This window comes from Bradyrhizobium sp. AZCC 2230 (assembly GCF_036924495.1).
In the GTDB taxonomy this organism is placed as follows: domain Bacteria; phylum Pseudomonadota; class Alphaproteobacteria; order Rhizobiales; family Xanthobacteraceae; genus Bradyrhizobium; species Bradyrhizobium rifense.
On record NZ_JAZHRS010000001.1, the window covers coordinates 1,653,588 to 1,679,045 of the forward strand.

The following is a 25,458-nucleotide window of genomic DNA, read 5'->3' on the forward strand; positions in this document are numbered from 1 at the left end:
AAGTCCGGATCATTTGAATGCCACCTTCATACCCGCAACGAATGCACGCGGCGAGCCCGCGTAGATCGATCCCGTCGTGTTTGCGAGCACGCTCGCAGGATTTTGAACGCCGGCTGCCGTGACGGAGTTCGAGATATTGTTCGCAGAGGCAACATAGGTTCGATCGAACACGTTTCTGACTTCCAGAAACAGGTTCAAGGACCGGAAGTAGTCGGAGAGAAGATCGGTCTTGTAGTGGACGTTCACGTTGACCAGCTCGTAGCTAGGGGCCTTCAGGAGATTCGCGTTATCCATGTAGAAGGAATCCTTCCACTGGAGCTCAACGAAGCCCCCAAGGCCTGCGAGTGGTCCGGCAAATTCGTCATACCCTACCCGGGCCGTCAGTTCATTGGGTGAGACGCCCGGTATCTTGTTGCCAGCACGGTTGAAGCTGAAGACGGCACCGTTGGTGATGTTCTCAACATATTCGGTATAAACCTCGTCGAGATAGGTGTACGCGGCCATGAACCGCCAGCCGGGATAGAACTTCCAGTCAGCCGCAAGCTCCACACCACGATGCTCCGAGCGCGGAGCATTGAATGAATAGGTTACACCGGCAACCGGAGTTGCCTGGTTGACGATCTCGTTGCGAAAGAACTCATAGAAGCCAGTCGCGCTGAGTTTGACCATCTTGTTCGGCGTCCAATCGAAGCCCAGATCGTAACCAAGGTTCTTCTGGGTATTGAGCTGGGTGTTGTTGCCCGAAAACCCGGTCTGGAGAACGAAGAGATTAGAAACCTGCGGAGTGCCGTACCCGGTTGCGACCCGGCCGCGCAATAGCCATTGGTCGTTCAGATTGTATAGAAGCGCCAGTTCTGGAGCGGTGTTCTGAAGCTGGCGGTCTGCAGTCGTGATCGCCGTCGTCGCCGTGCCAGCAGCGCCGGTGTAGGTATACGCCGTGTTTTTCCCCTTCAGGATAGTGGTCTCCCACCCAACACCAGCGACTGCCATCAAGGAAGACGTGAGCTTGAGCTCTTCCCTCGCGCGAACGCCGTAATTGGTCGTCTCGCTGTAGAGATTGCTCGATAACGCGCCCAGCGTGGCGTTGCCGCCCGGCATGACGTTCCGTGTATCGCTGGAGGCCGTGAGGGTGTTGTAGAAGGCACCAAAGAAGGCCGTCGACTCCAACCCGAGAATCTCGCCGCGCTTGGTGAGATCGCTCATGTAGTTGTACGACGGAAAGTCACCGATCGCGCTGGTCGACCCCGTTGGCTGGCTGATGTTCCTGTCGTCGAAGGTGAACTGGTTTCGCCACGTCGTCGTGTTGTCGAAGTCGTGCTCCCACCGTCCTCCGACAATCGTCCGGCGATCGTTGCGACCGAGCCCTGCCTGTACCGCCGTCTCCTTGTCGGTTCCCGCCGCCGTGTTGAAGCCATTGTTGAACAACGTCACCGTGCCGCAGCCCGCAGCCGCCGTGGCGCCGGTGGCACATCCCTGCTGGAAGGGATTCTGATAATATTGGTTCAGTGACGAGCGAATGGGTAACCGCGCGCTCAGGTCGTTGTTAATGATCTTAACCGTAAAGCGATCGTCGGGCGTCGCCTTCAAAGTCCCTAAGAAGTTGACGGTCTGCGTATTGAACCAGCTATTGCCGATATAACCGTCGCCCCGCGTGTCGCTTGCGAACAGCGAGCCCTCGAAATTCCCGACCTTCTTGCCGGCGGCTAGGTAGTTGTTGAGGTAACCATAGCTGCCACCGTCGACGCCGTACTCGACGCCATCGATTGTCCCGCCCGGCCGTGTCCGAAAATTGAGCGCACCACCGGTCGCGTAGTTCCCGTAAAGCGACGACGAAGGACCGCGGACGACGTCGATCGCACCATAAGCATGGGGATCGATCAGGTCGCTGCGCGATAGGCCATCGGGCTGCGTCACCGGGAAGCCGTCGTCGAAGATCACGAGATTGCGGATGCCGAAACCGTTCCGGGCGTTCGAGCCACGAATCGAGATGCCGAAATCGCGCGGGCCGTTCCCCTGTTTGATCGAAATGCCCGGACTGTCCCGCAGGACGTCACTGACCGAAAACGCGGGCCGATTGTTAAACTGGCTGCGATCGATTGTCGTAGCGGTCTGCCCGGCCGGCGCCTGATTGAGGCCATCTCGCGCAGCACTGGCAGTCACCGTTCTGTTCTGGGCCGAGGCGTCCGCGGTCGAGCCGGCGGCCGGTTGTCGCGTCGAGCGGGCCGCCGAGGCGGAGCGAGGCCTCGAATGGCGAATTGCAGGCTTGGGTCGGACCGCCTGAGGTGCCTCAACCGACACCGCGGGAAGCGTTTGCGGGGCAGCCTGCGCGTGCGCGTTGGAGCTGATCGAGGACAGCACTCCGCAAAGCACGGGAAGGCTCGCGCCGCTGAGCATACGAATGCGTGACATTTCTTGGATTCCTGACGTCCGGCTCGTCGGCCGGTTCAATGAGCAAGCCGTTGGCGTAGCGTCGCCGCACCAACGGTTCGATTCGTCGCGAGGTCAGGAAAAGTGGGGAGGTCCCCGCGCCTGGGCGCTTGAGCCCTTATGGGCAGCGGGAGCGGACGCATCCGCATCGTGCCACACCACGCGTTCGGCGTGGCGGACGGGAACGGAGAGCGTCGCGTGCGACGGCGAATCGAAGGACGCGTTCGCCTGCGCAAGGCAACACAGCGCGCAGGCACCGGCATGCGCGGTCGCCGAACCATTTTGGTCGCTCGGAGCACCTTGCTCGCTGACACTGTAGCAGATGACGGTGCCAAGCGGATCGGCGATGGCCTGGCCGGCCGCCCAGCAGGTGGCAATCGGCGCCAGCACCTGCATCACCAAAGCGAGCAGGACGATGGGTAGGAATTTTTGCAGCCGTACGCGCATCCGTCGAACCATTCGTTCGTCTACTAACTAAACACCAAGTGGGAGGAGAGTCGACATCGCATCTTGGTCGAGATTGCGATTGAACAAGCCGCTCGAAAGAGGCTGGCCCTTGCAGGCCGAGCCGCCCATGGGTCGGTCCGGCGCGGTCCCCGTGTTCTGCATTGCGACGCTCTTCTTTCCGTTGCTTCACATCACGAGGTGGATGGCGGGATGCAGCGTTCCCAGCAGACCGACAATGGCGAAGATGGCAAGACCAAGGGCCAGCTCGATGGAGCTGTTGCGCGCGAGCCATCGCAACCCGCCGGACCGAGCGAGCCGGGGCGCCAACAATAGCCGGTTGATCGTTGCGAGCGCCAGCATGACCGCAAACAGAGCGAGCTTGAGCAGCAACAGCTGTCCATAACTGGTGACGATCAGCGCGCGAAAGGAGCCGACCAGGATGGTGGTGTTGATCAAACCCGAGAGCATGAGTACGGTCACGCTGATGATGCCCAGCGTCGAGAACCGCCGTACCGCATCGGTGGCGAGCAGTATAGCGCCGTTCCGGTAGGCCGCGGTCAACAGCAGAACCAGCGGCGCAAGACCGCCGAGCCATGCCGCGGCGGCGATCAGATGGAGCGCATCCGCCGCGAGGTGCAGATAACCCATTGCGCCGACCGTCGCGCCGGCATGCCCCGTCCACGCAAGGCTTGCCGCAAAGGCGAATGATGCCATCAATCCAAACCATTGAGCGATCGCCGTGCGGTCAAGGACCAGACAGGCTGCGACGCAGATTGCAAAGCCTGCCCGGACGATCATCACTTCGCCGAACTGGGTTTCGTTGATGACCGTCGACAGCACATCCGCAGTCAACGCGTCGTGCAGTGGCAATCCACTCATTGAAGCGGACTCAAGCAACAGCCAGATCGCGCCGGTGATCACGGCAATGGCGAGAGCGAAGGACGATACCCGTCGCGCATGGGTGCGAAACACGGCTCCCAAGCTCGCTCCGGGATGCAAAACGGGCTCGGCGATCACAGTCCGAAAAAGCATGTTTCCAGCCGTGATCGCTGTTGCGGCGAAATGAACAGCACGCGTCGCAACCAAGGGCGCCCCAATTGCGGACCAATCCATCGGTGGCAACGCCCTAAGGACCGACCTGGAACGTGAAGCTCCCATCGGTGGTATGCGTATCCACCGACAAGACGCGCCAGTTCACGTGGTAGGTGCCGGTGCCGCCGCCTTTCAGCGAGACCGACATCTGGTCGCCGCTGATGCGCGCCTTGCCGGCATCGACGCGTTGCCCCGACGGGCCTGTCACCGTGATCGAACTGAACGCGGCCTCCAGCTTTTGCGTGAACCAGAGTGTCACCTCACGCGGAGGATTTCCGACTTTGTTGCCAACACGCGGTTCGGCATGGTCGAGAAAAGCGTGGGCACATGCATCGCTGGCCGACAGGGAAGCCAGGAGCAGCAGCATCAGACCCGAAATCAAGCGCAGCATGGATCAATTCCTTGCAAAGGGGCTTGCGGGCTGGACGGCTCCCCCGAAGATCGGCTTGCCGATCCCGCGCGGGTCGATGTCGTCCAGATACAAATGCAATTGAGCGATAAAGCCGACGTTGGTGCCGCTCTGCCGGTTGATCGGAATCAGCGCCTCGACGGCGACCTGAAACGTGTTGCCAACCCAGATGACACCAGGATTGATCGTCCCCGTCGTCGCCGTGCCCGAGGTGAGCGTGTTCGCCACCGGCGTCTGCAGGTTGGCTTCGACGAGCGGGATCAAATGATTGATGAACTCCGGGAGCCCGAGATCAACAACCGAGGATTTCAAATAGGGCATGCTATATTGAATGGTGCCGCCCCAATTCAGCACGCGCGCATGGAATTCGGTGTCCGCAGTCAGCTCGCCCGTATCCGGATCAATCCCGAAACTGGTCGTAAAATTCCTGCCCGGGATCGCGTAGCCGACCTGGCCCGTGATCGCCACCGGCCGCAACCACGAGAAGGTATCCGGAAGATCGCCAAGGCCTTTGCCGAAATAGATCGTCGGCGTGTAGGTATTGAACGGGTCCGCACCGACGCTCTTTGCGCCTGTACCGCCCCATTCCACGCTCAAGCCCACCGACATCACGAACTCATGCTCGGGGTTTTTGAACACGCGGTATTTGAATGTTGTGTCCAGATTCTGGAATCCATTGGCTCCGGGAACCGTCCGATCGATCGGCCCAAGGAAGGTGTAAGTCGTGCCAAACGACACCGCGAAATCCTCGGTGATGCGCTTGGAGAACTCACCCGATACGTCGCGTTGACGGACAGGAGGAATGTCGCCCGTCTTGAAACTGTCGACCGTGGGAAGCGACAGCTCGTCGTTGACGCCTGGATCATCGATGCCGAGCGTTGCCGGGAAGAAGCGGTTACCAACGATTTCGTGGGCTAAGCCGCCAGAAAGAGGAATAAGCGCAATCGCGGTGCCCCAAAGGCCCGCACGCATGTGAGAGATCGACATGAAAGGTCTCCGCAGATTGACGTGCCGGTTCAGCGGCCGGTTTGGCCGCGAAGCTCACGTCGCCTGCGGTGGTGCGCGCGCCTGCGCGTTGGAGCCGCCGCGGAACACCGCGAGGCGATCGGCTGCGGGGTGCCACGCCACCTGCTCAGCGGCACGGAATGGCACCGCGAAGATCGCCTGTGGCAGCGAATCAACCGACGCACTTGCCTGCGCCAGGCAACAAATCGAACAACTGCCGGCGTGTGCTTTCGGCGCACCGGTCTGGTCTGCCCCGCCCTGCTCGTTCGCACTGTGGCAGATGAAAGCAGTCTGGAGCGGATCGGCAACGGCCTGCCCGGCCGCCCAGCAGGCGGCAATCGGCGCCAGCACCTGCATCGCCAAGGCGAGCAGGACAACCGGTAAGAATTTTTGCAGCCGAGCGCGCATCCGCCGAACCATTCGTTCGCCTACTAACTAAACACCACGCCCGCTCCGAGTCGAGGTCACTTCGCTGGCCTTATTGTGGTCGCACAAATTTCTCGAAAAATGTGCCCGGAGGGTCCCATCCAGAGGCCGCGTCCGGCAATTGAGGCAGTCGCGCCGACCCGCCCGTCCACAGAATTCTTATGTTTGTCATATACTTATGGGGTCAATAACCCGATCATTTCGTCAACTGCTCGAATTTTGAACAATCGTTGCCGAAAATGATGACAAGTGAGAAAAGTTGATCTAGCATCCCTCTTGCTCAGGCTAGCCGCGAGGTCAAAGTCTGGTGGTCCAAGTCTCGGGAGGAGCCCCTGGCGCGCAAAACGCAGCGTCGCCCCGCCAATCAAGATCAAATCTTAGAATCGGGGATAATAGGGTCGACACAATTTTTGAGCGGGGCTAGGGCCCCGCTCTTTTTTTTGTCTTTCGCGGCTGATGTGCCGATGAGTGCTTCTCCCAATCCGATCGAGCAAAGCTTTGAGCTTGCGGCCTCGCGCTGCTCGGATCTCACGCCCCTGGTCGATCAACGGCTGTTCAACCGGCATCCCGAAACGCGGGCGATGTTCCGTTCGCAAGGCAGCGAGATCGTGATGGGATCGATGCTTGCGCTGACCATCGAGGCGATCCTCGACTTTGCCGGCGAGCGCCGTGGCCATTTCCGGATGATCGCCTGTGAAGTCGTCTCGCACGACGCCTATGGCACGCCGCGCGAACTGTTCATCGCCTTCTTCGCCACCATCAGGGATGCGCTGCGCGATCTGCTCGGCGATGAATGGTCAGCCGAAATGGCGCAGGCATGGGACCAGTTGCTCGTCGAGATCGAGGCCTTCGCTGGCATCGCAGCGTAGCGCTTTGCGCTGCACCAACACGGGCCACGACGATCCCGACGTTGATTGCACATTGAGTGGCATCAACTCTTGTGAGACACTTTCCGAGATCGGTAGCGCAACCAATGCCGCGCCGACGATAAAATATATGGGAGCGAGCGATGTCCGGGACGAAAGATTTCTCGACGACGAGGCGCGATCTTCTTCAGGCGGCAGCAACCGCCGGCGCCGCAACTGCCATCCTCGGCAGCATGGCCATAAATCCAGCACTTGCAGCCGAAGTCGGACGATCCGAGAAGCCGCTGAAGGCGGCATTCTCCAACGCAGGCCTCCAGGCGACCTGGTGCGCACAGGGCAAGCAAGCCGCGGAATTCTGGGGCAAGCTGTTCAACGTCGAGGTCACCTGGTTCGATGGCCAGCTCGACGCCGTCAAGCAGCGCGCGGCGATCGACAACATGGCCTCGCAGAAATGGGACTTTGTCGCGATCCAGGCCTTCGGCATCGGTACCCTCACCCAGCCCGTGCAGAAGATGATCGACGCCGGCACGCCTGTCATCGACATGGACACGCTGATTGCGCCGCTCGACCAGATCAACGTCCATTCCTTCCTCGCCCCCGACAACGAGTTCATGGGCGCCTCGGTGACCCAGGCGCTGTGCAACGCCATGGGCGGCAAGGGCAAGATCATCATGACCCAAGGCGCGCTCGGACATACAGGCGCGCAAGGCCGCGCCAAGGGCTTCAACAACGTCGTTAAGCAATTCCCCGGCATCGAGGTGCTCGACACCCAGCCGGCCGATTGGGACGTCTCCAAGACCGCGCGGCTCTGGGAAACCTATCTGACCAAATACCCGCAGATCGACGCGGCATTCTTCCACAATGACGACATGGCGCTTGCGGCCGCCAACATCATGAAGGCGCATAACCGTACCAACATCCTGATCGGTGGTGTGGACGCGATGCCGCCGGCGATCCAGGCTGTGAGCGAGGGCCGTATGTTCGCGACCGTCCGCAATCCGTCCTGCCGCATCCATGGCGGCGCGATCATCGCAGGTGTCGCGGCCGTCGCAGGTGGCGAGAAGAGCGGCCAGGGCATCCCCAAGAACGTCGTCACCGACGGCCCGGTCGTGACCAAGGCCAATGCCGCCGGCATGCAGTGGATGCAGGATCACTTCCTGATCTGAAGTCCTCCAAGATCTGATCTTGCATGCCTGAGGGTCAACAGCCCATCCTGGAACTCCAGGGCATCACGAAGAGCTTCGGCGGCGTCGAAGCGCTTCGTGGTGTCGACTTCGCGCTGCTTCCCGGCGAGATCCACGGTCTCGTCGGCGAAAACGGCGCGGGAAAAAGCACGCTGATGAAGATCATCGCCGGCGTGCACACCGAGTTCTCCGGCCGCTTCCTGATCGACGGCCAGGAGACCCACTTCCGCTCGGCGCGCGATGCGCACGCGGCCGGCATCGCCATGGTGCATCAGGAGCTCTCCGTCGCGCCCGACCTCACCGTCGCGGAGAACGTCTTTCTCGGCAACCAGCCGACCAACCGGCTCGGCCTCGTGCAATGGCGGCGCATGGCGCGGGAAGCCGGTGAGCAGCTGTCTCGTTTCGGCATCGACGTCGATCCGATGTCGCGGCTCGGCGACCTGCCGATCGGCCTGCAGCAGCTGATCGAGATCGCCCGCGTGCTGTTCTCGGGCGCCCGGATCGTCATCCTGGACGAGCCGACCTCCGCCCTCTCCCCGCCGGAGGTCGAGCGGCTGTTCACGACGCTGCGGCGGCTGCGGGAGCAAGGCACGGCGATCGTCTTCATCTCGCATTTCATCGAGGACATCCTTCGCGTGTCCGATACGGTCACCGTGTTCCGCAACGGGCGGAAGGTCGCGGAGACTGCGAGCGCCGCGACCAGCAAGGGCGCGCTGATCGAGGCCATGATCGGTCGCGGCGGTGAAGCGCTCGAGCATAGCTACAGCGACGATCTGATGCTGCCCAAGCCGGGCGACAGTTCGGTCGTGCTGAAAGTCGACCAGCTGTCGCTGGCGCGCAGCCTGCAAGACGTCTCCTTCGAGGCCCGCGCCGGCGAAGTGCTCGGCATCTACGGCTTCATGGGCTGCGGCCAGCAGGAGTTGTCGCGCATCCTGTTCGGCAAGCTGAAGCCGGACGCCGGCCGGCTTACCGTCGACGGCAAGCCAAAGACATTTGCCAGCACGGCGGCGGCGCGGCGCGCCGGCGTGGCGCTGGTGCCGGAAAGCCGGCGCGCCATGCTGTTCCATCAGGAGCCGGTCTACAAGAACATCTCGATCAGCATCCTGGACCGCATCTCGTCGCTGCTGCTCAAGCCGGCGCAGGAGCGCGACATCGCGCAGCGCCAGGTCGAGCAGCTGCAGATCCGGCCGCCGGTGGTCGGCCTCGACCTCGGCATGCTCTCCGGCGGCAACCAGCAGAAGGTCGCACTCGCAAAGTGGCTCTCTTATCCGCCGAAGCTCCTCGTGCTGTGCGAGCCGACCCGCGGCATGGATGTCGGCGCCAAGAACGACGTCATCAACATCGTCCGCAACCTCCGCGCCAAGGGGCTCGCGATCATCGTGCTGTCGACCGAGCCGGAAACGGTGCTGTCGCTGGCCGACCGCATCCTCGTGCTCAAGCGCGGCGCTGTGGTGCGGGAATTCAAGAACGAGCCGGTCAGCAAGGACCGCCTGCTGGAAGCGGCGTGACGGAGAAGCACAATGGTGAGCAGTGAGACGGCACCCGCGGCGGGCCAGCGCGCAAAGGGCCTTGCGCCCTTCCTGCGCTCGCAGATGCGCAACATCGCGCCGTTCCTGACGCTGATCTTCCTGTCCGGCTTCTTCGCTCTTGCGAGCCCCTCCTTCGCGACGATCGACAATCTCGGCAACATCCTGACGCAGGTGTCGGTGACCGGCATCATCGCCGTCGGCCTCACCTTCGTGATCCTGTGCGCGGAGATCGATCTGTCGATCGCCGGCATCGCCAACGTCACCGGCATTGCGGTCGCCTACTTCACGCTGCAGGAATCCTACGTCAACATTCCGAACATCCCCCTCGCCGGCGCAGCCGCGATCCTGCTGGCGCTCCTGCTCTGCGCGGCGCTCGGCCTCGTCAACGCGCTGGGGCTGACCGTGATCGGCATCCCCTCCTTCATCATGACCTTGGCCATGATGCAGATCGCGGCCGGCATCTCGGCGCTCTTGGTGCGCGGCCAGATCGCCTACAAGGTCCCGAGCCTGATCACGACGCTCGGCTCCGGCTCGATCGGCGGCATCCCCTGGATCGTGATCGTCGCCGCCATCATGCTGTTCGGCGGCCACCTGGTGCTGACCTACACGCGCTTCGGCCGCTACATCTACATGGTCGGCGGCAACCGCGAGGCGGCCGAATATTCCGGCCTCAACGTCAAGCTCATCCTCGGCGCCGTCATGGTGATCTCGGCGGTGTGCTCCGGCATCGGCGGCATGCTCGGCGTCGCCCATTTCGGCAGCGCGCAGCAGAACGAGTTCGACACGTATCTGCTCGACTCCATCGCCGCCGTCGTCGTCGGCGGCACCAGCCTGTTCGGCGGTCGCGGCGGCATCGGCAACACCATCGTCGGGCTGTTCGTGCTCGGTGTTCTCAACAACGGCCTCGACCACGTCAACATCGACAGCTTCCTGAAGATCCTGATCCGCGGCGTGATCCTGCTGATGGCGCTGATCATCAACGTCTATGCGCAGCGGCTACGAGAAAAAGCGGCGGACTAGACAGCCCGCAAAACAAAACCGCGAAAACAACCCCATGCACAGTACAAGTCATTGGGGAATTTGGCGCGGAGCGATATGCGATATTTCCGAAATTCAGTCTGACACGTCGGGCAAAACAGGGGCAGAATGTCACCATGGCGGCGCGCCCTTAGGATGCGGCCTTGGCGACGGTCCTCCCGGGAAACGAACCCCGAAGCGTTGGATCAGGCTGGGAACGCTGCTCATGTCCATGTCGAGCCCGTAGTGCGCGCAGAGCGCAGCGAGCCGCTGCGGATCAGGCGGGCCGCCGGTCAATTCTGCTCCCAGCTCGCGGAAATAGCTCTCGAAGCCAGCCGGCGTTATGATTTCCAGTATCCGGGCGGGCGTGTCCCCGGCGTTCCAAAACGTGTGCCATTGTTGGCGCGGCTTGAAGATCAGGTCTCCCGGATGACCGATCACGACGGCGTCTCCGAGCAGTGCCCCGATGCTGCCCTCGAGGACAAAGCTGTACTCGTCTTCGCGGTGATGCCGGTGCATGGGCGCGGCCAGGGCTCGCGGCTGCATCGGATGTTCAACAAGAGCGAACCGCTTGCCGGCCTCGTCCCCTTCGATCATAAGCCGGGCGCTTGTGCCCCCGAGAATTGCAAGATGGCCCTCATGCGGGCCGAGTATCCTGGGCGTTGCCATGATGCCCCTCCTCCAACCGCGGTCGTCTGCCCGGCGTTACATTCGTTTGGCCGGAGGCGGCAGCGCTCCGATCTGGTGAAGAAGCGCAAACCGGTCTGGCACGCCCCAGTGTTCGACGAGTTTTCCATCGGCAAATCGACAGATGTCCATGACATCGATCGTGACTGGCTTTCCCGAGCGCGGATCGATGCCTGTCGCCTTGCTGCGCGCCCACACCGTATCGCCGCTCTCCACGATCGCCTCGATCGTCAGCTGCAGGTCCTTGATGCTATGCCTCGCATCCTCGATCTGAGCCTTCAGGATTTGCGGACCGGGGACATCGGCCTTCGACAGATACTCGTGTTCGATCAGCGTTTCGGAGCAGACTTCGTCCGCGACGGTCAGGTCTCCCCGGGAAAAGCCGCGCTCGACGATCGCCCTGAAACGTTCCAGATTCGTCGACATGCCCGTCGCTCCGCACCGCGTCATTCTGATTGCCGCCGTGGTCTCCCGGCCGGGCAAACCTCGCAGAACAGCTGGCGAAAGCGCTTGTATATTCTAGTCATTCGAGGGGAAAAAAATGTTGTCCCAGTCACCGACGAGGCTGCTCGGCGGCAAGCCGGCGAAAGCGTGGCATTCGCGGATGAAGTGGGCCTGGTCGAAATAGCCGAGCTCGTGAATGATGTCGGTCCAGGGCCTCCTCGGGGCGTCGCGCCGAGCGGCCAGCGCCCTGTCGAACCGGATCGTTCGTGCAAACAGTTTGGGGGTCATTCCGACCTCAGTCGCAAAACGACGCTGGAACTGACTGGTGCTGAGCCCCGACGTTGCGACGAGGTCGTCTATCCGTGCACCGCCGCGAACGGCGATCATGCGGCGGGACGCGAGGCCGATCGGGCCGTCCGGGCTCCGCCTCTCCAGCATCGTCTCGATCCAACGCTCGGCGGCGGCGACGCGCAGACCGAAGTCCGATGCCTTGTGCACGGCGTCGCGAAGCGCCTCGGCGGATTTGCCGAGAACATCCGAGGCTGCGGGATCCTGATTGACCAGCGACATCATGTTGATTCCAACCAATCGGTTCAAGCCGCTCGGTTGGAACAGAATGTTGAAAACGTGGACCGAGCCTGACAGACAAACGTGGGCGCGACGGTAGGTCTGCGGTCCGACCAGATTCATATCCGGTATTGCGCTTGCCTTCCCACCGTCGATGCGAACCTGATATGGCTCACCCAGATGGATATCCAGGATTTGATGCGGCCGTGCGGGGACGGGCCAGGTCAACACCGCGCTCCCCAGCTCCACGCGTCTCTCCTCGAACGAGCGCACGACGTCTCGAAGTTGGAGGTGGGGTAACGCGCGTTTGATATCCATCAAGGGCGGTCCTCAATGGCAGAAGCATAAGTCGCGCTGAGCCAGGCGACAATAAGCCCATCGCGCCTACGGGGCCGCGAGCCGGGCTGAGGCGAACCCCGCGCTCGGGCAAAACGGGAGCAGGTCACCCGCATTGGCTCCGTCGACAATCCGCTTCGCGAAGCGGGCCGATTCGTGAACAGGTGGGGGTGAATGTGGGAAATCGAGCAAGCGGATGCTGTTTCCTGAAGGTTCCCGGTTGATCCCGCCACAGCCCCGCGCCAGATTGCATCGGGGTCGAGGATTGAATGCAGCAAATCGAAGAGTGGCTCGAGCAGCTGGGCATGTCTGCCTATGCCCAGCGGTTTCTCGAAAATCGCATCGATATCTCCGTCCTGGGAGATCTGAACGATCAGGACCTCCGGGAGCTGGGAATCGTCCTCGGCGATCGCAAGAAGATTTTGCGCGCGATCCGTGAGTTGCACGCCTCCGACAACACCGCATCCTCCGCCGCGGCGGCGGACGCGGCCCCCGACGTCGCCGAACGGCGCCAGTTGACGGTCATGTTCTGCGATCTCGTCGGCTCGACGGCCCTGTCGACGCAGCTCGATCCGGAGGATCTGCGGAAGATCATCGGTGCATACCACCGGACCTGCGCAGCGGTCGTCGAACAGAACGGCGGCTTCGTCGCAAAATATATGGGCGATGGCGTGCTGGTGTATTTCGGATATCCGCGGGCCCATGAGCACGATGCCGAGCACGCCGTGCAGGCGGCACTTGGGATCATTGCTGCGGTCGGAAAGCTCGATACGGCGGCCCCTGGCCGGCTGGAGGTGCGTATCGGGATCGCAACGGGACTGGTCGTTGTCGGAGACATCGTCGGCTCCGGAGAGGCGCAGGAGCGCGGTGTCGTCGGCGAAACGCCAAATCTGGCGGCCCGTCTGCAGGCCGTTGCCGGGCCTGGAATGGTGGTGATCGCGGACGCAACGCGACGGCTGGTCGGCGATCTCTTCCTGCTGACGAGTCTTGGGGCACAACACCTGAAGGGCCTCGCAGGACCGGTTGAGGCCTGGGCAGTCGAGGGCATGAACGCCGTCGATGGCCGCTTCGACGCCCTGCATCGTCGCGGATTGGGCGCCCTCGTCGGACGCGAGCGCGAATGCGCGGTGCTGACGCAGAGCTGGTCCAGGGCGCGAACGAACGACGGGCAAGTCGTCCTCATTGCCGGCGAAGCGGGCATCGGTAAATCGCGCCTGGTGGCCGCCATTCTGGAGCAGGTCGCCGCGGATGCGCCGACGCAGCTCCGCTACTACTGCTCCCCGCAGCACACCCATTCGGCGCTTCATCCGATCATCAAGCAGATCGAGCGGCGCGCGAATTTTACGCGCGAAGATGACCAGAAGACACGCCTGGACAAACTCGACACGGTGCTTGGCCGCTCATCGACGCCTGTCTCACACAGGGCAGCGCTTGCCGACATGGTCCAGCTCGCCAATGACGGTCGCTATCCCACCGATGGCCTGACGCCGGCGCAGCGCCGCCAACGCATGTTTGAGGCGATCGTGCTGGATATCCAGAGCCAGGCGCGCTCCGGTCCCGTTCTCATGATCTTCGAGGATCTGCATTGGGTCGATCCGACCAGCCTCGAACTGCTTGGCCAACTCATCGAGGCGATTACCGCGCTTCCCGTGCTGCTGGTTGCGACGTTCCGCACCGAATTTGCGCCACCGTGGGCTGCCCGGTTTCATGTCAATGCGATGACGATCGCGCGGCTTGGCGCGCAGGAGACCGAAGCTCTGCTCGATGAGGTGATCGGAGAGCACCCCCTTCCGGCGGACATACGTAAGGAGATCATCGATCGCGCCGACGGAATACCCTTGTTTATCCAAGAGATGACCAGGGCCGTGCTGGAAGCAGGCACCGAAACGCGACTGGTTGGAGCGATCCCTGCGGCTGCGAGTTCGGTGCCGGCCACCCTTCACGCATCCCTGATGGCGCGGTTGGACCGGCTTGGTCCTGCCAAGGAGGTTGCGCAGATCGCGGCCACGATCGGTCGCGAATTCAGCCATGCGCTGCTCGCCGCCATCGTGCCACTGACGGAGCCTGAGCTGAGCCGTGCGCTCGACCGTCTCGTCGGTGCGGGGTTGCTGTTTCGCCAGAGCGAACCACAAGGCGAGCCACAGGATGCGCACTATGTCTTCAATCATGTGCTGATCCAGGAAGCTGCCTATGGCACGCTCCTGCGCGAGAAGCGTCGCGCGCTCCACGCTGCACTCGCCGAGACCATTGAAATCGATTTCGTCGACATCGCCGACAGTCAGCCGGAAGTGCTGGCGCGGCATTACACCGAAGCCGGCCAACTCGAAAAGGCAGCAAGCCTGTGGAGCAAGGCCGGAAGGCGCTCGTTGTCCCGATCGGCGCTAGTCGAAGCGGCAGAACAGCTCGCGCGCGCCCTCAACCTGATCGCCAAATCGCCCGAGACCGCATTGCTGCGGCGTGAGCGGATCACGTTGCAGATCGAGCTCGCCAACGCCCTCATCCACACCAAAGGCCATGCCGCGCCCGAGACAAGGGCGGCCTTCGATCAGGCGCGCGCGTTCATCGAGCATGCGGAGAAACTCGGGGATACGACGGACGATCCTCTTCTGCTGTTTTCGGTGCTCTACGGCCTCTGGGTCGCGAGCCGCATGTCGTTCCAGGCCGATGTGACGCGGGAGCTGGCCGCCCAATTTCAAACCCTCGCCGGGCAACGGCAGGCAACAACACCCGTCATGATCGGGCATCTCCTGATGGGAATTTCCCTTGTGCTCGCCGGGGATCTGGCCGCCGGCTCCGCCGAGCTCGACCGCGCCGTGGCGCTGTATCATCACCCCGAGCACCGCCCGCTGGCGATGCGGTTTGGCCATGATGTTCTCGTCTCTGCATTGGCGTGGCGCGCCTTTGCGCAGTGGGCGCTGGGCCGCGCCGACGCCGCGACAGCCGATGTGGAGCGTGCGATCGGCGAGGCACGCGAGTTCGGTCACGCCGCCACGCTGATGTATGCGCTCGCCCATGTGTCACTCACGCTGATCTACACAGGCAAGCTGGACTCGGCGGCGGAGCTTGCCCGCGAGCTCATGCAGCTCGCGGACGAAAAAGGATCGCGCTTCTGGAACGCTTATGGGACGCTGTTGCGCGGCCGCGTGCTCGCCCTCGAGGGGCAGGACCGCGCTGCCGCCGACATGATCGAGGCCGGGATGACGGCCATGCGATCCACCGGCGCGACGGCCTATGCGCCGTGGTATCTCAGCACTTTGGGCGCGGCCTACGCCCGGATCGGACGGCTTGACGATGCGCAGCGCTGGTGTGAAGAGGCGTTGCTAAGCATCCGCGAAAGTGGCGAACGCTGGCAGGAGGCGGAAGCCTGCCGCATCGCCGGAGAGGTGGCGCTGGCGTTCGATCCGCCTGATGTGGAGCAGGCGCGGGCTCATTTCGAGCGGTCACTCGCTGTTGCGAAACAGCAGATGGCCAAATCATTCGAGTTGGGCGCGGCCGAAAGCCTGACCAAACTTTCAGCGCCGCGGACGCCCCCATCATCCTAGGGGCGCCTGCCAACAGCCGAAGCCAATGCGGTTTGACACGTCGGGCAAAACAGAAGCAGGATGGCACCATGACACCGATCGCGTGTCTTGGGGCGCCATCATGCCGCGACATGTCGCTTGCCTGTTTGCTGTCCTTGTCACCCTTGTTTGGGCAGCCGGCGCTACTGCAGCCGATGTCAGGGTGATGATCTCGGCCGGTTTCTTCGGCGTCTACAGCGAGCTGGGTCCAGCATTCGAGACATCAACCGGCCACAAGCTCATTACCACGCGCGGTCCGTCGATTGGCGATTCCCCGGAAGCAATTCCGACGCGCCTTGCTCGTGGCGAGGAAGCCGACGTGGTGATCATGGACGGCGTCGGCGTCGATCTCCTGGACCAGCGCGATCTGACCCGACCCAACAGCCGGGTGCCACTTGCGGAATCATTCATCGGCATGGTGGTTCGAGCGGGTCAACCCAAGCCGGACATCAGCACAATGGATGCGATGCGCAGCACGTTGCTCGCGGCCAAGTCCATTGCCTATTCGGACAGCTCGAGCGGCACCTATCTTTCAACAATCGGCTTCAAGAAGCTCGGCGTCGCCGACCAACTCGCCGGCCGGACGCGCAAGGTGCGAGGCCCCCCTTCAGGCGAGCCCGTGGCGGCAGTCGTCGCCCGTGGGGAGGCGGACATCGGCTTTCAGCAAGTCCCCGAACTGATTCATGTCCCCGGCATCGATTTCGTGGGCACGGTGCCGTCCGAGGTGCAACCTCCCACTCTGTTTGTCGGGGCGCTGCCTAAAAATTCGCAACATCCCGATGTCGGGATCGAACTCCTAAAATTCCTGTCTGCTGCTGATGCCGCAGCCGTCATCACGAAGGCTGGATTGAAGCCATTGTCGCCGCGTTGAAGTTGGTTCGCCAGCTCCACGCTGAACCGTGTGGTTGGCGCCTGCTACTGGCCCCTTAGCGGATCTTGGCACTTGCTCCTGCGATGTCTGCAAGTAACCCGAAGCAGACCAAGGCTTGGGAAATGTTCACTACAGCCGAACCCGCTCGATCTGGACTAGGCACGGACCTGGAGCGTAACGACCTTCGTGGTGAGCCCCTAGCCGGTGTTCCTGACTGCCTCGGCTAGAATGGCGTAAAGCTGCTGAATTCCTTAGGCTGCTGCCTCTCTGCTGTGCTCCGCGACACCTTCTTTGCTACTGGACGTGTGGAGGCGGCTGACAACGCCGGCCTTAGCTTCGGGTGCGGCCTTATCTTGGGTCTTGCTGTTGGCGGCTTGTGGCCACGCTTCAGGCCCGAACGGGTTAGCATGCCGCAGACCGCGTTACGGCTACATCCGAGACGCCGCGCAATCTGCGCCGCGCTCTGTCCTGCGGCCCAGAGCCTTTTAAGCAGCGCTACGTCTTTCGCACCCCAGTCCATGGCAGACATTATAGCGCTGACTGCCAGACACCGGCTAGTCTAGTCTTCGTCCGGCTCGCGTACGACTGCGGGTTCGTCGGCGTCATCCTCCTCTTCGTCGTCCTCTTCGTCCTCCTCGTCTTCCTCGGGATCTCGGGGCGGCATCACGGCGCCCATAGCCACGAACGGCGTCCGGACGATCGCTGTGACGAAAAATGCTTCGAAGTCGTGTTGCTTCATGTTGTTGGTACTCCTCGAAAAGCATGCGCAGTCGAATATTCCTGATGGACGACATCCGGATGTCCAGAGCGCGATCGCTCCAACGTGACGGCGATCAGATCAACAGCAGCGGCAAGGGGCGGCACCCCACACAACTGGCGGCGTTTACGAACACTTTATGCCCGAGGACGCATCAGGTCCTATATCCACTAAAACGTCGCCGGCAGTGATTTCGGGATCTCCAAGATCGAGGTCAAGCAGACTTGCTTGAACAAACTCCAGTATCTTAGCGTTCGCCGCATTGGCGCTTTCGCGGTCCTCGAATATCATCACAGCGACACCAACGCCGTCGCCCCCATCCAGCACGTAGTAAGATCTGAATCCGTGCGATTGCCTCAGGATCTGACCGATGCCGCTCTTTGCGCGGCGAGCAGCGTCCGCAACCGAACGAACCTTGGTGTACTTGCGAAGGACGATGTACATGAGGTCACCACGCGTTACAGTTCCCATCCCACGCATCAAATCATATCGGGTCCCAGCTGGACCAGGGCGCTACTTCCAGGATGGATCACAAACGCCAATCGACGGGCCGCGCGACGCGCCTATCTCGGGTGAGCCAACCTCGCCCCCGTAAGTGGGGCGAGGTGCTGGGGCTCAGGAACCGTCGAACTTGAACGAAACGTTGAGCTTGGCGCGATAGGCCTCTACGTTTCCCTTCGCATCCAGTTGCATATCGAGTTTGACGACTTCTGCAATGCGAAGATCTCGGAGAGATTTTGCAGCTTGCCCGACCGCATTAGCGGCCGCCTTCTCCCATGAGTCGCTGCTGGTGCCGATCAGTTCAATGACCTTGTAGACGCTATCAGGCATGTCGTCCTCCGGTTCGGTATGAAGCAGGGGTGCTCCCTGCCGTTGTGCAATCTAGCATCAGGATATCGGCGCTGATACGACGCGATACGGTCTCGGACGTCGCCCGGGGCCCGATAAGGGACAAACTGCATTTGGCGTGGGTGTCGGCTTTTGGCCCCGAAGCCGACTTTGCGCTGGCGGTCTCGGCAGCTCAGCCGATGAAGATGACATCTGACACAGCAACGAGGGTCTGTCGTCGATGAGGTTAATGTGTGCGGTTCTTTGGCTTGCCTTGACGCAGTCCGTAGATGCGCAGCAGCAAGGCTCGACGGTCACTTTGGCTTGCAACGGAACAAGTAAGTTGGTGGCTACATCCGGAGCAGAGTTGAAATTGGACCCGTCACCAATCTCCGCATCATTGTGAGCGCGGGCAGTCAAACAGTGTCGTTCCTTGATAACGTTGTATCGATCACGAAGGCCACCCCTTTGCTTGTCGGGTTCAGCAGCCAGTACGCGAATGGGAGGCCGACCATCTCTGGCCGGATTGATCGGCTTACCAAGAGTGTCGAAATCGATTGGATGTACGAGAACGTCGGCGATAACACCCATTGGGAGCTTACGTGTCGTCCCGTCGTTCCCTTTTCTGAAGCCCCCAATTTTGATCGCCCACGGGCCCACAGCTGACGTTAGCTTCTCGGTTAATGTCAGATAAAGGCACATCAGGCGGCCAGCATCGGTAGCAAAGAAAGCGAAGCCACGCTCGGGATGATGACCCAACGCAGGCGATAAACGCCCGATGGATGTCATTCGCCAAGTCGGTTGTTGGAAAGCCTATTGCGCGACCATTACCTTGGTCAGTGGATGCGGATGTATCGAGAGCTCTCTATCTGGAAGCGAATTGACGCCGAAAGAGCTGTTCACTTCAGATGCTTTGAGGACGTTGCCTCGCATCTTTTTTGCGTCCAAAGCGCTGACTTTTATGCCTTGCCAGTGACGGTCAACGCCCGCCTTGAGTTCGATCGCCAATTTGTCGAGCTTTTTATCGAAGTCGAGCCGATGGAACGCAGTCGATGGTTCGCCACTGTTGATCAGGCCATTGCTACACATGAAGAGGAGTTCTTCTCGATGGGGCGCGATGTCGCCGACCAGGAAAAGAAGAAGTGATGTGACGTCTGGAACTGGCCCCTTAGCTGACGTACCGCGCGGCTTGGCCTTGACATCCGACAATGGCCACGCAGCGGACATAGCTCACCAACTTTTCCTTTTCGATCGCCGCATCCGCCTTCCTAAAAATGTTCGCCTTTGGCCGACACCAACGCCGTCTGCCCCGCAATCTCATCCGCTCGCCAGCATCGCACCGCATGTCCGTCGGCACGCGTTTCCAGCACCGGCCCCGGCTCCCTCCGGCAGACGTCCTCCGCATACCGGCATCGCGGGCTGAACGCGCATCCATTCGGCGGATTGAGCGGATTGGGCAGATCGCCCCCTGTGGTCGCCAGCGGCGCATGGTGTAGGGGATCGGGGATGGCAGCGATCAGGGCCTGCGTGTAGGGATGCGCCGGGCGTTCGAAGATTTCGCGCCAGTCGCCGTTCTCGACGATGCGGCCGAGATACATCACGGCGACCCGGTCGCTCATGTGCTCGACCACGCCGAGGTCGTGGCTGATCATGATGTAGGAGAGACCGAGCGTGTCCTTCAATTCCAGCAGCAGATTGATGATCTGGGCGCGGATCGAGACGTCGAGCGCCGAGACGGGTTCGTCGCAGATGACGATCTTGGGATTGAGGATCAGGGCGCGGGCAATGCCGATGCGCTGGCGCTGGCCGCCGGAGAATTCATGCGGGTAGCGGTCGGCCTGTTCGGGCCGCAGGCCGACATGCCGCAGCATGGTCGCGACGCGGTCCTCGATCTCGCTCTTTGTGGTCACGCCGTGCACACGCAGGGGATCTTCCAGCGTGCGGCGAACCGTCTGGCGCGGGTTGAGCGAAGCGTAGGGATCCTGGAACACGATCTGGACAGTGCGGGCCAGTGACTTCCGGTCGCCGGATTGCCTGTTCGTCACGACCTGCCCGTCCAGCACGATGCGGCCACGCGTCGGAGTCAGCAGGCCCAGGATCGATAGGGCGACCGTCGACTTGCCGGAGCCGGACTCGCCGACAAGGCCGAGGCATTCGCCGCGCTTCAGCTTGAGATCAACGCCATCGACAGCGCGAAGCACCCGCTGGCCGCGGCCGAACAGGCCGCCGCCCAGCGGAAAATGAACCGCGAGATCCTCGACGCTGAGAATGAGATCCTCGTCCACCCTGCCCTCACCCGACCTGTCCTTGGGCTCATGCATGGTGATGGCACCTCACCAGACCGCCGGCCTCCAGAAAATCCGCGGTCGGCGCGACGGTCCTGCAAATGTCGGTCGCCTGCGTACAGCGCGGATTGAACCGGCAGCCGTCCGGGAAGTTCGTGATCGCCGGCACGACGCCCGCGATCTCCTTCAGCCGCGCGCGGCCCAGCGCAGCACGGCTGCCGAGACGCGGCAGCGAGTCGACCAGGCCCTGGGTGTAGGGATGCGAGGGGGTGCGGAAAATATCGGCGGAGCCGCGCTCCTCGACGATGCGGCCGGCATACATGACGGCGACGCGGCGGCAGACATTGGCGACCAGGCCGAGATCGTGGCTGATCATCAGGATCGCCGTGCCGCGTTCGGCGCACAGATTGCGCATCAGCTCGATGATTTCAGCCTGCACGGTCACGTCGAGTGCGGTGGTCGGCTCGTCTGCGATCAGGAGATCCGGACCGCAGGCGAGCGCAATGGCGATCATCACACGCTGGCGCATGCCGCCCGAGAGCTGGTGCGGATAGTCGTTGACGCGCCGCTCGGGCGCGGGGACGCGGACGCTCGCCAGTGCCTCGACCGCGAGCTGGTTGGCCTCCCGCCAGCTCTTGCCCTTGTGCAGCACGAACATCTCGGCGATCTGCCGTCCCACCGGCGAGACCGGGTTGAGCGCAGTCATCGGCTCCTGGAAGATCATGGCGATGCGATTGCCGCGCAGATCCCGCTGGGCCGCTGCAGAAAGGTGCTGGATCTCCCGCCCGTCGAAGCGGATGACTCCGCCGCCGATCGACAGCGGCTGCCGCAGCAGGCCGATCAGAGCGAGCGCGGTGATGCTCTTGCCGCAGCCGGATTCGCCGACAAGTCCAAAAGTCTCGCCACGATCGATGCGGAATGAAATGCCCTCGGCCGCCGCAACGTGCCGCGATCCATCGTCGAGATCGATTCTGAGATCCTCGACCTCGATTAGCGGCGCGCCGGTCATGCCCGCCGGCTCCGCGATTGGGGATCGAGAATGTCGCGCAGGCCGTCGCCGAGCAGATTGAGGCCAAGCACCGTCAGGAAGATGGCGAGGCCCGGAAACACCGAGAGCCACGGCGCCGTCGTGATCTGGTCGCGGGCATCCGACAGCATGCTGCCCCAGCTCGGAAACGGCGGACGGACGCCGAGGCCGAGGAACGACAATGCGGCCTCCGACAGGACCGCGCTGCCCATGCCGAGCGTGCCGATGACGACGATCGGCCCCAGCATGTTCGGCAGCAGCTGCGTGATCATGATGCGCAGATCGCCATAGCCGAGCACGGTCGCGGCCTGCACATAGCCCTGACTCCTGAGCGACAGCGCCGAGGCGCGCGCGATCCGGCAGGTGAAGGACCAGTTGGTCAGCCCCAGCGCGATCAGCAGACTGGTCAGGCCCGGTCCCAGCACCGCCATGATGGCCAGCGCAAAGATCAGCGAGGGGATCGCGAGCATGACATTGGTCAGGGCGTTGACGACATCGTCCCACCAGCCGCCCCAATAGCCGGCGCTCAGGCCCAGCGCTACGCCAATGACGCTGTTGATGAGCTGCGAGACGATGCCGACCGTCAGCGAGACGCGCGCGCCGTAGACGACGCGGGAATAGATGTCGCGGCCCTGGTCGTCGGTGCCGAACCACCAGGTCCAGCCCGGCGGCTCCTCCGCGTTCAGCAGATTGGCATCCAGAACAGGATCGGTGTGCGCCAGCCAGGGCGCGAGCAGGCCGACCAGGATCGCGAGGGCGAACAAGGCGCCGCCGATGATGAGATTGGCGCGGAGCTTCATGCGTATCTGATCCTGGGATCGATCACGCCGTAGAGCAGGTCGATCAGCAGATTGATCGCGAGAAAGGCCAGCACCACCACGAGAATGGAGCCCTGGACGGCCGGAAGGTCGCGCTGCAGGACGCTGTCCACGAGCAGCGAGCCGATGCCCGGCCAGGAAAACAGCTTCTCGACAACGACCGCCTGCCCCATCAGCCCGCCGAACTGCAGGCCAACGGTGGTGAGAATGATGACGAGCGCATTGCGCATCACATGCCACTTCACCACCCGGGTCTCGCTCATGCCCTTGGAGCGCGCGGTGCGGACGAAATCGGCTGTCATGATCTCGAGGACGGCCGCGCGCGTCGTCCGCGCAAACAGCGCCATCGGCGAGACGCCCAGCGTCACGGCCGGCAAGACCAGATATTTCAGGCCGCCATCGCCGTAGCCGAAGCTCGGCAGCCAGCCGAGCTTCAACGCAAACGCATACATCAGCACCAGGCCGAGCCAGAATTTGGCAATGGAAAGGCCCGACACCGCCACGACCATCGCGAGCGTGTCGACGAGACCGCCCGGCCGCAAGGCGGCGATGAAGCCGAGCGGCACGCCGAGCAGAACCGAAAATGCCATGGCGGTGAAGATCAGCTGCAGCGTCGGCCAGGCCCGCTTGGCAATCATGGTCGTGACAGGCTCGCGGGTCCGGAACGACGTGCCGAAATCACCGGTGGCGAGCTTGGCGATATAGGCGCCGAAGCGCACATAGACGGGATCGTCGAGGCCGAGCTGCTTCTTCAGGCGCAGCTCGACCTGGGGATCGGCGTCGTCGCTCATGGACGAGACGATGCTGCCGGGAACGACGCTGAACAGCACGAAGACCAGAGCCACGACAGCGAGCACGGTCGGAATGGTTTGCAGGAGACGACGGATCAGGAAGGAGAGCATCGGCACTTTCTTCCCTCCCCCCATCGTTCACTGCGATGGAGGGAGCACGAGAACGCGTATCACTTCGCGGGCGAGGTCTCGTCGACCCAGAGGTCCTCGACGTTCTGGTGGGTCAGCTCGGTCGCGTTCAGCTGAACGCCGTGGAGCCACGGCTGCACCGCCATGACCGCCTTGTTGTAATTGAAGAACCAGACCGGCGCCTCCTCATACAGCAGCGCATTGGCCTTCTGCAGCAGCTGGGTGCGCTTTGCGGAATCGTCGGACTGACCCGCCTCGTCGAGAATCTTGTCGAACTCGGCGTTCTTGAAATTCATGTAGTTGCAGGCCGATTGCGGCGTCGACGAGTGGAAGCATTTCAGCGCCGCCTGTGGATCCGGTCCGCTCTGCTGGGAATAGACGAAGGCCTGGTAGTCGCCGGTGCGCACCACCTCCGACAGCACCGCGGTCTCGACCTGCTTGACCTTGGCCTTGATGCCGACCTTGTCCAGCATGGGGATCACGGCCGCGACGATCGGCAGACCCCAGCTTTCATTCTGGCTGGTGGTCCATTCGAACTCGAAGCCGGAGGCGTAGCCGGCGTCAGCGAGCAGTTGCTTGGCCTTGGCGGGATCGAAGGGGTAAGGCTTCATCGCCTTGTCGTAGGCCGGCGAGGTCAGCGGCAGCCAGCTGGTGGCGCGATAGGCCTTGCCCTTGACCAGCTTACTGATGATCAAATCGGTGTCGATCGCATAGTTGATCGCCTGCCGGACACGCTTGTCGGCGAACGGCTTGAACGCGGGATTCATCCCCATGTAACGCGTGAAGACCTCGGCGACCTCGGCGATGGTGCCCTTGAGATTGGGATCGGCCTGATAGGCGACGTATTGCGCCGGCCCGAGCACGGAGGTGTCGATCTCCTTGTTGCGGAAGGCGACATCGCGCGCCGCGGCTTCGCCCATGATCGACACGATCACCTTGTCGGCGTAGGGCTTGCCGGGCTTGTAGAACTTCTCCCAGCGCTCCATGACAATGCGCGATCCCGGCACGTGCTCGACGAACTTGAACGGTCCAAGCCCGATCGGATGCTGGATGAAGCTGTCCTTGACGGCCTCGTCGGCGGGATAGATCGAGGTCAGCGCGGTGAAGAGGTAGAAGGCCGGATCGACCTTTTCGGTCAGCTTCATCTCGACGGTGAAGTCGTCGATCTTCTTCAGGCCGGAAATCTCCTTGGCCTGGCCTTTCTCGACCGCGGCCGCGCCCTCGATGATCCGGACATAGCGCGCGCCGGGATAGGCCTTGGTGCCGTCCATGATGCGGTTGTAGGACCAGATGAGGTCGTCAGCCGTCATCTTGCGGCCGTTGTGGAAGTACGCGTCGTCGCGGAGCTTGAAGGTGTAGACGAGACCGCCGCCCGAAACGACGGCCTCCTTGGCCAATTCCGGGATCGGCTTGCCTTCCGCGGAATCCCAGATGTAGAGCGAGCGATGCAGGCCCTTGGCGTAGATCTCGTCCTGGGCGCGCTGGGTGGTGTGAATGTCCAGGCTGGTGAAACTCGAGCCATAGGGCGCGGTCATGCGGATGGTTCCGCCCTTGCGCGGTGTCTGAGCCTCTGCCGGGGCGGCGAGCGCCAGTCCCAGGCCCGCAACGATCGCCAACATCCTGAACATCATGTGTCCCCCAACAACGCAGGTATTCCGATCAGGGATTTGATCATTCGGAGCCCGTCGAATGCAAGCATCGTTTTGATGGCCACGGGTTCCGGAGGCCTCCCGGCGAGGCGTCCTGGCGGTCTCCGCAGGCTCTTGCGCGGACGGAGAATGACGGTGGGGTGGTCGAGCCTGATCGGGCCCGACGGCGCTGCGCCGCCGATACGGCTGTATTGACGGCCTCTCCTCGTCATTGCGAGTTGGGACCGGCGTTCAAGGCGCCGACCCGCCTTGGAATGAAAATGGGTGAGAATCCTTGACGGGTTCAGAGCTTTGGCTCACCCACTTT

Annotated in this window: 25 protein-coding genes; 7 read left to right on the forward strand and 18 right to left on the reverse strand. The window is 62.4% G+C overall.

Annotation, left to right across the window (positions count from 1 at the left end; translation table 11 throughout):
- Positions 1–9: 9 nt before the first annotated feature.
- The 6 genes from V1280_RS07980 to V1280_RS08005 all read right to left on the reverse strand — a co-directional run bounded on the left by V1280_RS07980 (position 10) and on the right by V1280_RS08005 (position 5,788).
- A complete protein-coding gene (locus V1280_RS07980) occupies positions 10–2,409 on the reverse strand; it encodes a TonB-dependent receptor family protein (RefSeq protein ID WP_334521392.1) in 2,400 nt (799 codons plus the stop codon).
- Positions 2,410–2,502: 93 nt separating this feature from the next.
- Positions 2,503–2,886 (reverse strand): DUF2946 family protein, encoded by a 384-nt coding sequence (locus V1280_RS07985; RefSeq protein ID WP_334521395.1) that lies wholly within the window; start codon positions 2,884–2,886, stop codon positions 2,503–2,505.
- 174 nt (positions 2,887–3,060) lie between these two features.
- Complete coding sequence (copD, locus tag V1280_RS07990; RefSeq protein WP_334521398.1) at positions 3,061–4,032, reverse strand: copper homeostasis membrane protein CopD; 972 nt, start codon at positions 4,030–4,032, stop codon at positions 3,061–3,063.
- A complete protein-coding gene (locus V1280_RS07995; RefSeq protein WP_334521401.1) occupies positions 4,001–4,357 on the reverse strand; it encodes a copper resistance CopC family protein in 357 nt (118 codons plus the stop codon). Before V1280_RS07995 ends, copD begins: the two co-directional genes overlap by 32 nt.
- Positions 4,358–4,360: 3 nt before the next feature.
- Positions 4,361–5,362: a hypothetical protein gene (locus V1280_RS08000; protein ID WP_334521404.1), complete on the reverse strand. Its 1,002-nt coding sequence runs from the start codon at positions 5,360–5,362 to the stop codon at positions 4,361–4,363.
- Positions 5,363–5,416: 54 nt separating this feature from the next.
- A complete protein-coding gene (locus tag V1280_RS08005) occupies positions 5,417–5,788 on the reverse strand; it encodes a DUF2946 domain-containing protein (protein WP_334521407.1) in 372 nt (123 codons plus the stop codon).
- Between the two features lie 482 nt (positions 5,789–6,270).
- Here V1280_RS08005 and V1280_RS08010 point away from each other — a divergent pair, with 482 nt between their 5' ends.
- The 4 genes from V1280_RS08010 to V1280_RS08025 all read left to right on the forward strand — a co-directional run bounded on the left by V1280_RS08010 (position 6,271) and on the right by V1280_RS08025 (position 10,405).
- Positions 6,271–6,675: a globin gene (locus V1280_RS08010; protein ID WP_334521410.1), complete on the forward strand. Its 405-nt coding sequence runs from the start codon at positions 6,271–6,273 to the stop codon at positions 6,673–6,675.
- A 140-nt stretch (positions 6,676–6,815) separates the two neighbouring features.
- On the forward strand, positions 6,816–7,838 hold the full coding sequence (locus V1280_RS08015; RefSeq protein ID WP_334521413.1) for a sugar ABC transporter substrate-binding protein: 1,023 nt from the start codon (positions 6,816–6,818) through the stop codon (positions 7,836–7,838).
- 23 nt (positions 7,839–7,861) lie between these two features.
- Positions 7,862–9,364: a sugar ABC transporter ATP-binding protein gene (locus V1280_RS08020; RefSeq protein ID WP_334521416.1), complete on the forward strand. Its 1,503-nt coding sequence runs from the start codon at positions 7,862–7,864 to the stop codon at positions 9,362–9,364.
- 12 nt (positions 9,365–9,376) lie between these two features.
- Positions 9,377–10,405 (forward strand): ABC transporter permease, encoded by a 1,029-nt coding sequence (locus V1280_RS08025; protein ID WP_334521419.1) that lies wholly within the window; start codon positions 9,377–9,379, stop codon positions 10,403–10,405.
- A 129-nt stretch (positions 10,406–10,534) separates the two neighbouring features.
- On the opposite strand, the gene V1280_RS08030 is transcribed toward V1280_RS08025, so the two are convergent.
- The 3 genes from V1280_RS08030 to V1280_RS08040 all read right to left on the reverse strand — a co-directional run bounded on the left by V1280_RS08030 (position 10,535) and on the right by V1280_RS08040 (position 12,418).
- Positions 10,535–11,071 (reverse strand): cupin domain-containing protein, encoded by a 537-nt coding sequence (locus V1280_RS08030; RefSeq protein ID WP_334521422.1) that lies wholly within the window; start codon positions 11,069–11,071, stop codon positions 10,535–10,537.
- Between the two features lie 36 nt (positions 11,072–11,107).
- Positions 11,108–11,515, reverse strand: a complete 408-nt coding sequence (locus V1280_RS08035) for an ester cyclase (RefSeq protein WP_334521425.1) — start codon at positions 11,513–11,515, stop codon at positions 11,108–11,110.
- 93 nt (positions 11,516–11,608) lie between these two features.
- Positions 11,609–12,418 (reverse strand): AraC family transcriptional regulator, encoded by an 810-nt coding sequence (locus V1280_RS08040; RefSeq protein WP_334521428.1) that lies wholly within the window; start codon positions 12,416–12,418, stop codon positions 11,609–11,611.
- A gap of 287 nt (positions 12,419–12,705) precedes the next feature.
- On the opposite strand from V1280_RS08040, the gene V1280_RS08045 reads away from it, so the two are divergent.
- Positions 12,706–15,978 carry an adenylate/guanylate cyclase domain-containing protein gene (locus tag V1280_RS08045; RefSeq protein WP_334521431.1) on the forward strand — a complete coding sequence of 1,091 codons (3,273 nt, stop codon included), beginning with the start codon at positions 12,706–12,708 and terminating at the stop codon, positions 15,976–15,978.
- A gap of 25 nt (positions 15,979–16,003) precedes the next feature.
- Positions 16,004–16,867, forward strand: coding sequence for a substrate-binding domain-containing protein (locus tag V1280_RS08050; RefSeq protein ID WP_334521434.1), 864 nt, complete (start codon positions 16,004–16,006; stop codon positions 16,865–16,867).
- 223 nt (positions 16,868–17,090) lie between these two features.
- Here the strand turns inward: V1280_RS08050 and V1280_RS08055 are convergent, their stop codons facing one another.
- From V1280_RS08055 to V1280_RS08070, 4 genes are all read right to left on the reverse strand, one after another.
- On the reverse strand, positions 17,091–17,396 hold the full coding sequence (locus V1280_RS08055; protein ID WP_334521437.1) for a GcrA family cell cycle regulator: 306 nt from the start codon (positions 17,394–17,396) through the stop codon (positions 17,091–17,093).
- A 30-nt stretch (positions 17,397–17,426) separates the two neighbouring features.
- On the reverse strand, positions 17,427–17,606 hold the full coding sequence (locus tag V1280_RS08060; protein ID WP_334521440.1) for a hypothetical protein: 180 nt from the start codon (positions 17,604–17,606) through the stop codon (positions 17,427–17,429).
- Between the two features lie 144 nt (positions 17,607–17,750).
- The gene (locus V1280_RS08065) at positions 17,751–18,068 is read right to left on the reverse strand and encodes a hypothetical protein (RefSeq protein ID WP_334521443.1); all 318 of its coding nucleotides are present in this window, start codon (positions 18,066–18,068) and stop codon (positions 17,751–17,753) included.
- A 171-nt stretch (positions 18,069–18,239) separates the two neighbouring features.
- A complete protein-coding gene (locus V1280_RS08070; protein ID WP_148773683.1) occupies positions 18,240–18,455 on the reverse strand; it encodes a dodecin family protein in 216 nt (71 codons plus the stop codon).
- Between the two features lie 813 nt (positions 18,456–19,268).
- Here V1280_RS08070 and V1280_RS08075 point away from each other — a divergent pair.
- Positions 19,269–19,598: a hypothetical protein gene (locus V1280_RS08075; RefSeq protein ID WP_334521448.1), complete on the forward strand. Its 330-nt coding sequence runs from the start codon at positions 19,269–19,271 to the stop codon at positions 19,596–19,598.
- A 122-nt stretch (positions 19,599–19,720) separates the two neighbouring features.
- Here the strand turns inward: V1280_RS08075 and V1280_RS08080 are convergent, their stop codons facing one another.
- Genes V1280_RS08080 through V1280_RS08100 form a run of 5 tightly spaced genes read right to left on the reverse strand, consistent with a single transcriptional unit; the run spans position 19,721 to position 25,133 of the window.
- Positions 19,721–20,773 (reverse strand): ABC transporter ATP-binding protein, encoded by a 1,053-nt coding sequence (locus V1280_RS08080; protein ID WP_334521451.1) that lies wholly within the window; start codon positions 20,771–20,773, stop codon positions 19,721–19,723.
- Positions 20,766–21,746: an ABC transporter ATP-binding protein gene (locus tag V1280_RS08085; RefSeq protein WP_334521454.1), complete on the reverse strand. Its 981-nt coding sequence runs from the start codon at positions 21,744–21,746 to the stop codon at positions 20,766–20,768. The genes V1280_RS08080 and V1280_RS08085 overlap by 8 nt, the downstream gene beginning before the upstream one ends.
- Entirely contained in the window at positions 21,743–22,564 is an 822-nt protein-coding gene (locus V1280_RS08090; protein WP_334521457.1) for an ABC transporter permease, read from the reverse strand. Before V1280_RS08090 ends, V1280_RS08085 begins: the two co-directional genes overlap by 4 nt.
- Positions 22,561–23,484 carry an ABC transporter permease gene (locus V1280_RS08095; protein ID WP_334538235.1) on the reverse strand — a complete coding sequence of 308 codons (924 nt, stop codon included), beginning with the start codon at positions 23,482–23,484 and terminating at the stop codon, positions 22,561–22,563. The genes V1280_RS08090 and V1280_RS08095 overlap by 4 nt, the downstream gene beginning before the upstream one ends.
- A 59-nt stretch (positions 23,485–23,543) precedes the next feature.
- Positions 23,544–25,133 carry an ABC transporter substrate-binding protein gene (locus tag V1280_RS08100; RefSeq protein WP_334521460.1) on the reverse strand — a complete coding sequence of 530 codons (1,590 nt, stop codon included), beginning with the start codon at positions 25,131–25,133 and terminating at the stop codon, positions 23,544–23,546.
- Positions 25,134–25,458 lie beyond the last annotated feature (325 nt).

What these genes read in the sequence shown, in the direction of transcription:
- V1280_RS07980 (WP_334521392.1), bottom strand. Translation starts at nt 2,409, where the DNA reads ATGTCACGCATTCGTATGCTCAGCGGCGCGAGCCTTCCCGTGCTTTGC.
- V1280_RS07985 (WP_334521395.1), bottom strand. Translation starts at nt 2,886, where the DNA reads ATGGTTCGACGGATGCGCGTACGGCTGCAAAAATTCCTACCCATCGTC.
- copD (WP_334521398.1), bottom strand. Translation starts at nt 4,032, where the DNA reads ATGGGAGCTTCACGTTCCAGGTCGGTCCTTAGGGCGTTGCCACCGATG.
- V1280_RS07995 (WP_334521401.1), bottom strand. Translation starts at nt 4,357, where the DNA reads ATGCTGCGCTTGATTTCGGGTCTGATGCTGCTGCTCCTGGCTTCCCTG.
- V1280_RS08000 (WP_334521404.1), bottom strand. Translation starts at nt 5,362, where the DNA reads ATGTCGATCTCTCACATGCGTGCGGGCCTTTGGGGCACCGCGATTGCG.
- V1280_RS08005 (WP_334521407.1), bottom strand. Translation starts at nt 5,788, where the DNA reads ATGCGCGCTCGGCTGCAAAAATTCTTACCGGTTGTCCTGCTCGCCTTG.
- V1280_RS08010 (WP_334521410.1), top strand. Translation starts at nt 6,271, where the DNA reads ATGAGTGCTTCTCCCAATCCGATCGAGCAAAGCTTTGAGCTTGCGGCC.
- V1280_RS08015 (WP_334521413.1), top strand. Translation starts at nt 6,816, where the DNA reads ATGTCCGGGACGAAAGATTTCTCGACGACGAGGCGCGATCTTCTTCAG.
- V1280_RS08020 (WP_334521416.1), top strand. Translation starts at nt 7,862, where the DNA reads ATGCCTGAGGGTCAACAGCCCATCCTGGAACTCCAGGGCATCACGAAG.
- V1280_RS08025 (WP_334521419.1), top strand. Translation starts at nt 9,377, where the DNA reads ATGGTGAGCAGTGAGACGGCACCCGCGGCGGGCCAGCGCGCAAAGGGC.
- V1280_RS08030 (WP_334521422.1), bottom strand. Translation starts at nt 11,071, where the DNA reads ATGGCAACGCCCAGGATACTCGGCCCGCATGAGGGCCATCTTGCAATT.
- V1280_RS08035 (WP_334521425.1), bottom strand. Translation starts at nt 11,515, where the DNA reads ATGTCGACGAATCTGGAACGTTTCAGGGCGATCGTCGAGCGCGGCTTT.
- V1280_RS08040 (WP_334521428.1), bottom strand. Translation starts at nt 12,418, where the DNA reads ATGGATATCAAACGCGCGTTACCCCACCTCCAACTTCGAGACGTCGTG.
- V1280_RS08045 (WP_334521431.1), top strand. Translation starts at nt 12,706, where the DNA reads ATGCAGCAAATCGAAGAGTGGCTCGAGCAGCTGGGCATGTCTGCCTAT.
- V1280_RS08050 (WP_334521434.1), top strand. Translation starts at nt 16,004, where the DNA reads ATGCGGTTTGACACGTCGGGCAAAACAGAAGCAGGATGGCACCATGAC.
- V1280_RS08055 (WP_334521437.1), bottom strand. Translation starts at nt 17,396, where the DNA reads ATGTCTGCCATGGACTGGGGTGCGAAAGACGTAGCGCTGCTTAAAAGG.
- V1280_RS08060 (WP_334521440.1), bottom strand. Translation starts at nt 17,606, where the DNA reads ATGAAGCAACACGACTTCGAAGCATTTTTCGTCACAGCGATCGTCCGG.
- V1280_RS08065 (WP_334521443.1), bottom strand. Translation starts at nt 18,068, where the DNA reads ATGTACATCGTCCTTCGCAAGTACACCAAGGTTCGTTCGGTTGCGGAC.
- V1280_RS08070 (WP_148773683.1), bottom strand. Translation starts at nt 18,455, where the DNA reads ATGCCTGATAGCGTCTACAAGGTCATTGAACTGATCGGCACCAGCAGC.
- V1280_RS08080 (WP_334521451.1), bottom strand. Translation starts at nt 20,773, where the DNA reads ATGCATGAGCCCAAGGACAGGTCGGGTGAGGGCAGGGTGGACGAGGAT.
- V1280_RS08085 (WP_334521454.1), bottom strand. Translation starts at nt 21,746, where the DNA reads ATGACCGGCGCGCCGCTAATCGAGGTCGAGGATCTCAGAATCGATCTC.
- V1280_RS08090 (WP_334521457.1), bottom strand. Translation starts at nt 22,564, where the DNA reads ATGAAGCTCCGCGCCAATCTCATCATCGGCGGCGCCTTGTTCGCCCTC.
- V1280_RS08095 (WP_334538235.1), bottom strand. Translation starts at nt 23,484, where the DNA reads ATGCTCTCCTTCCTGATCCGTCGTCTCCTGCAAACCATTCCGACCGTG.
- V1280_RS08100 (WP_334521460.1), bottom strand. Translation starts at nt 25,133, where the DNA reads ATGATGTTCAGGATGTTGGCGATCGTTGCGGGCCTGGGACTGGCGCTC.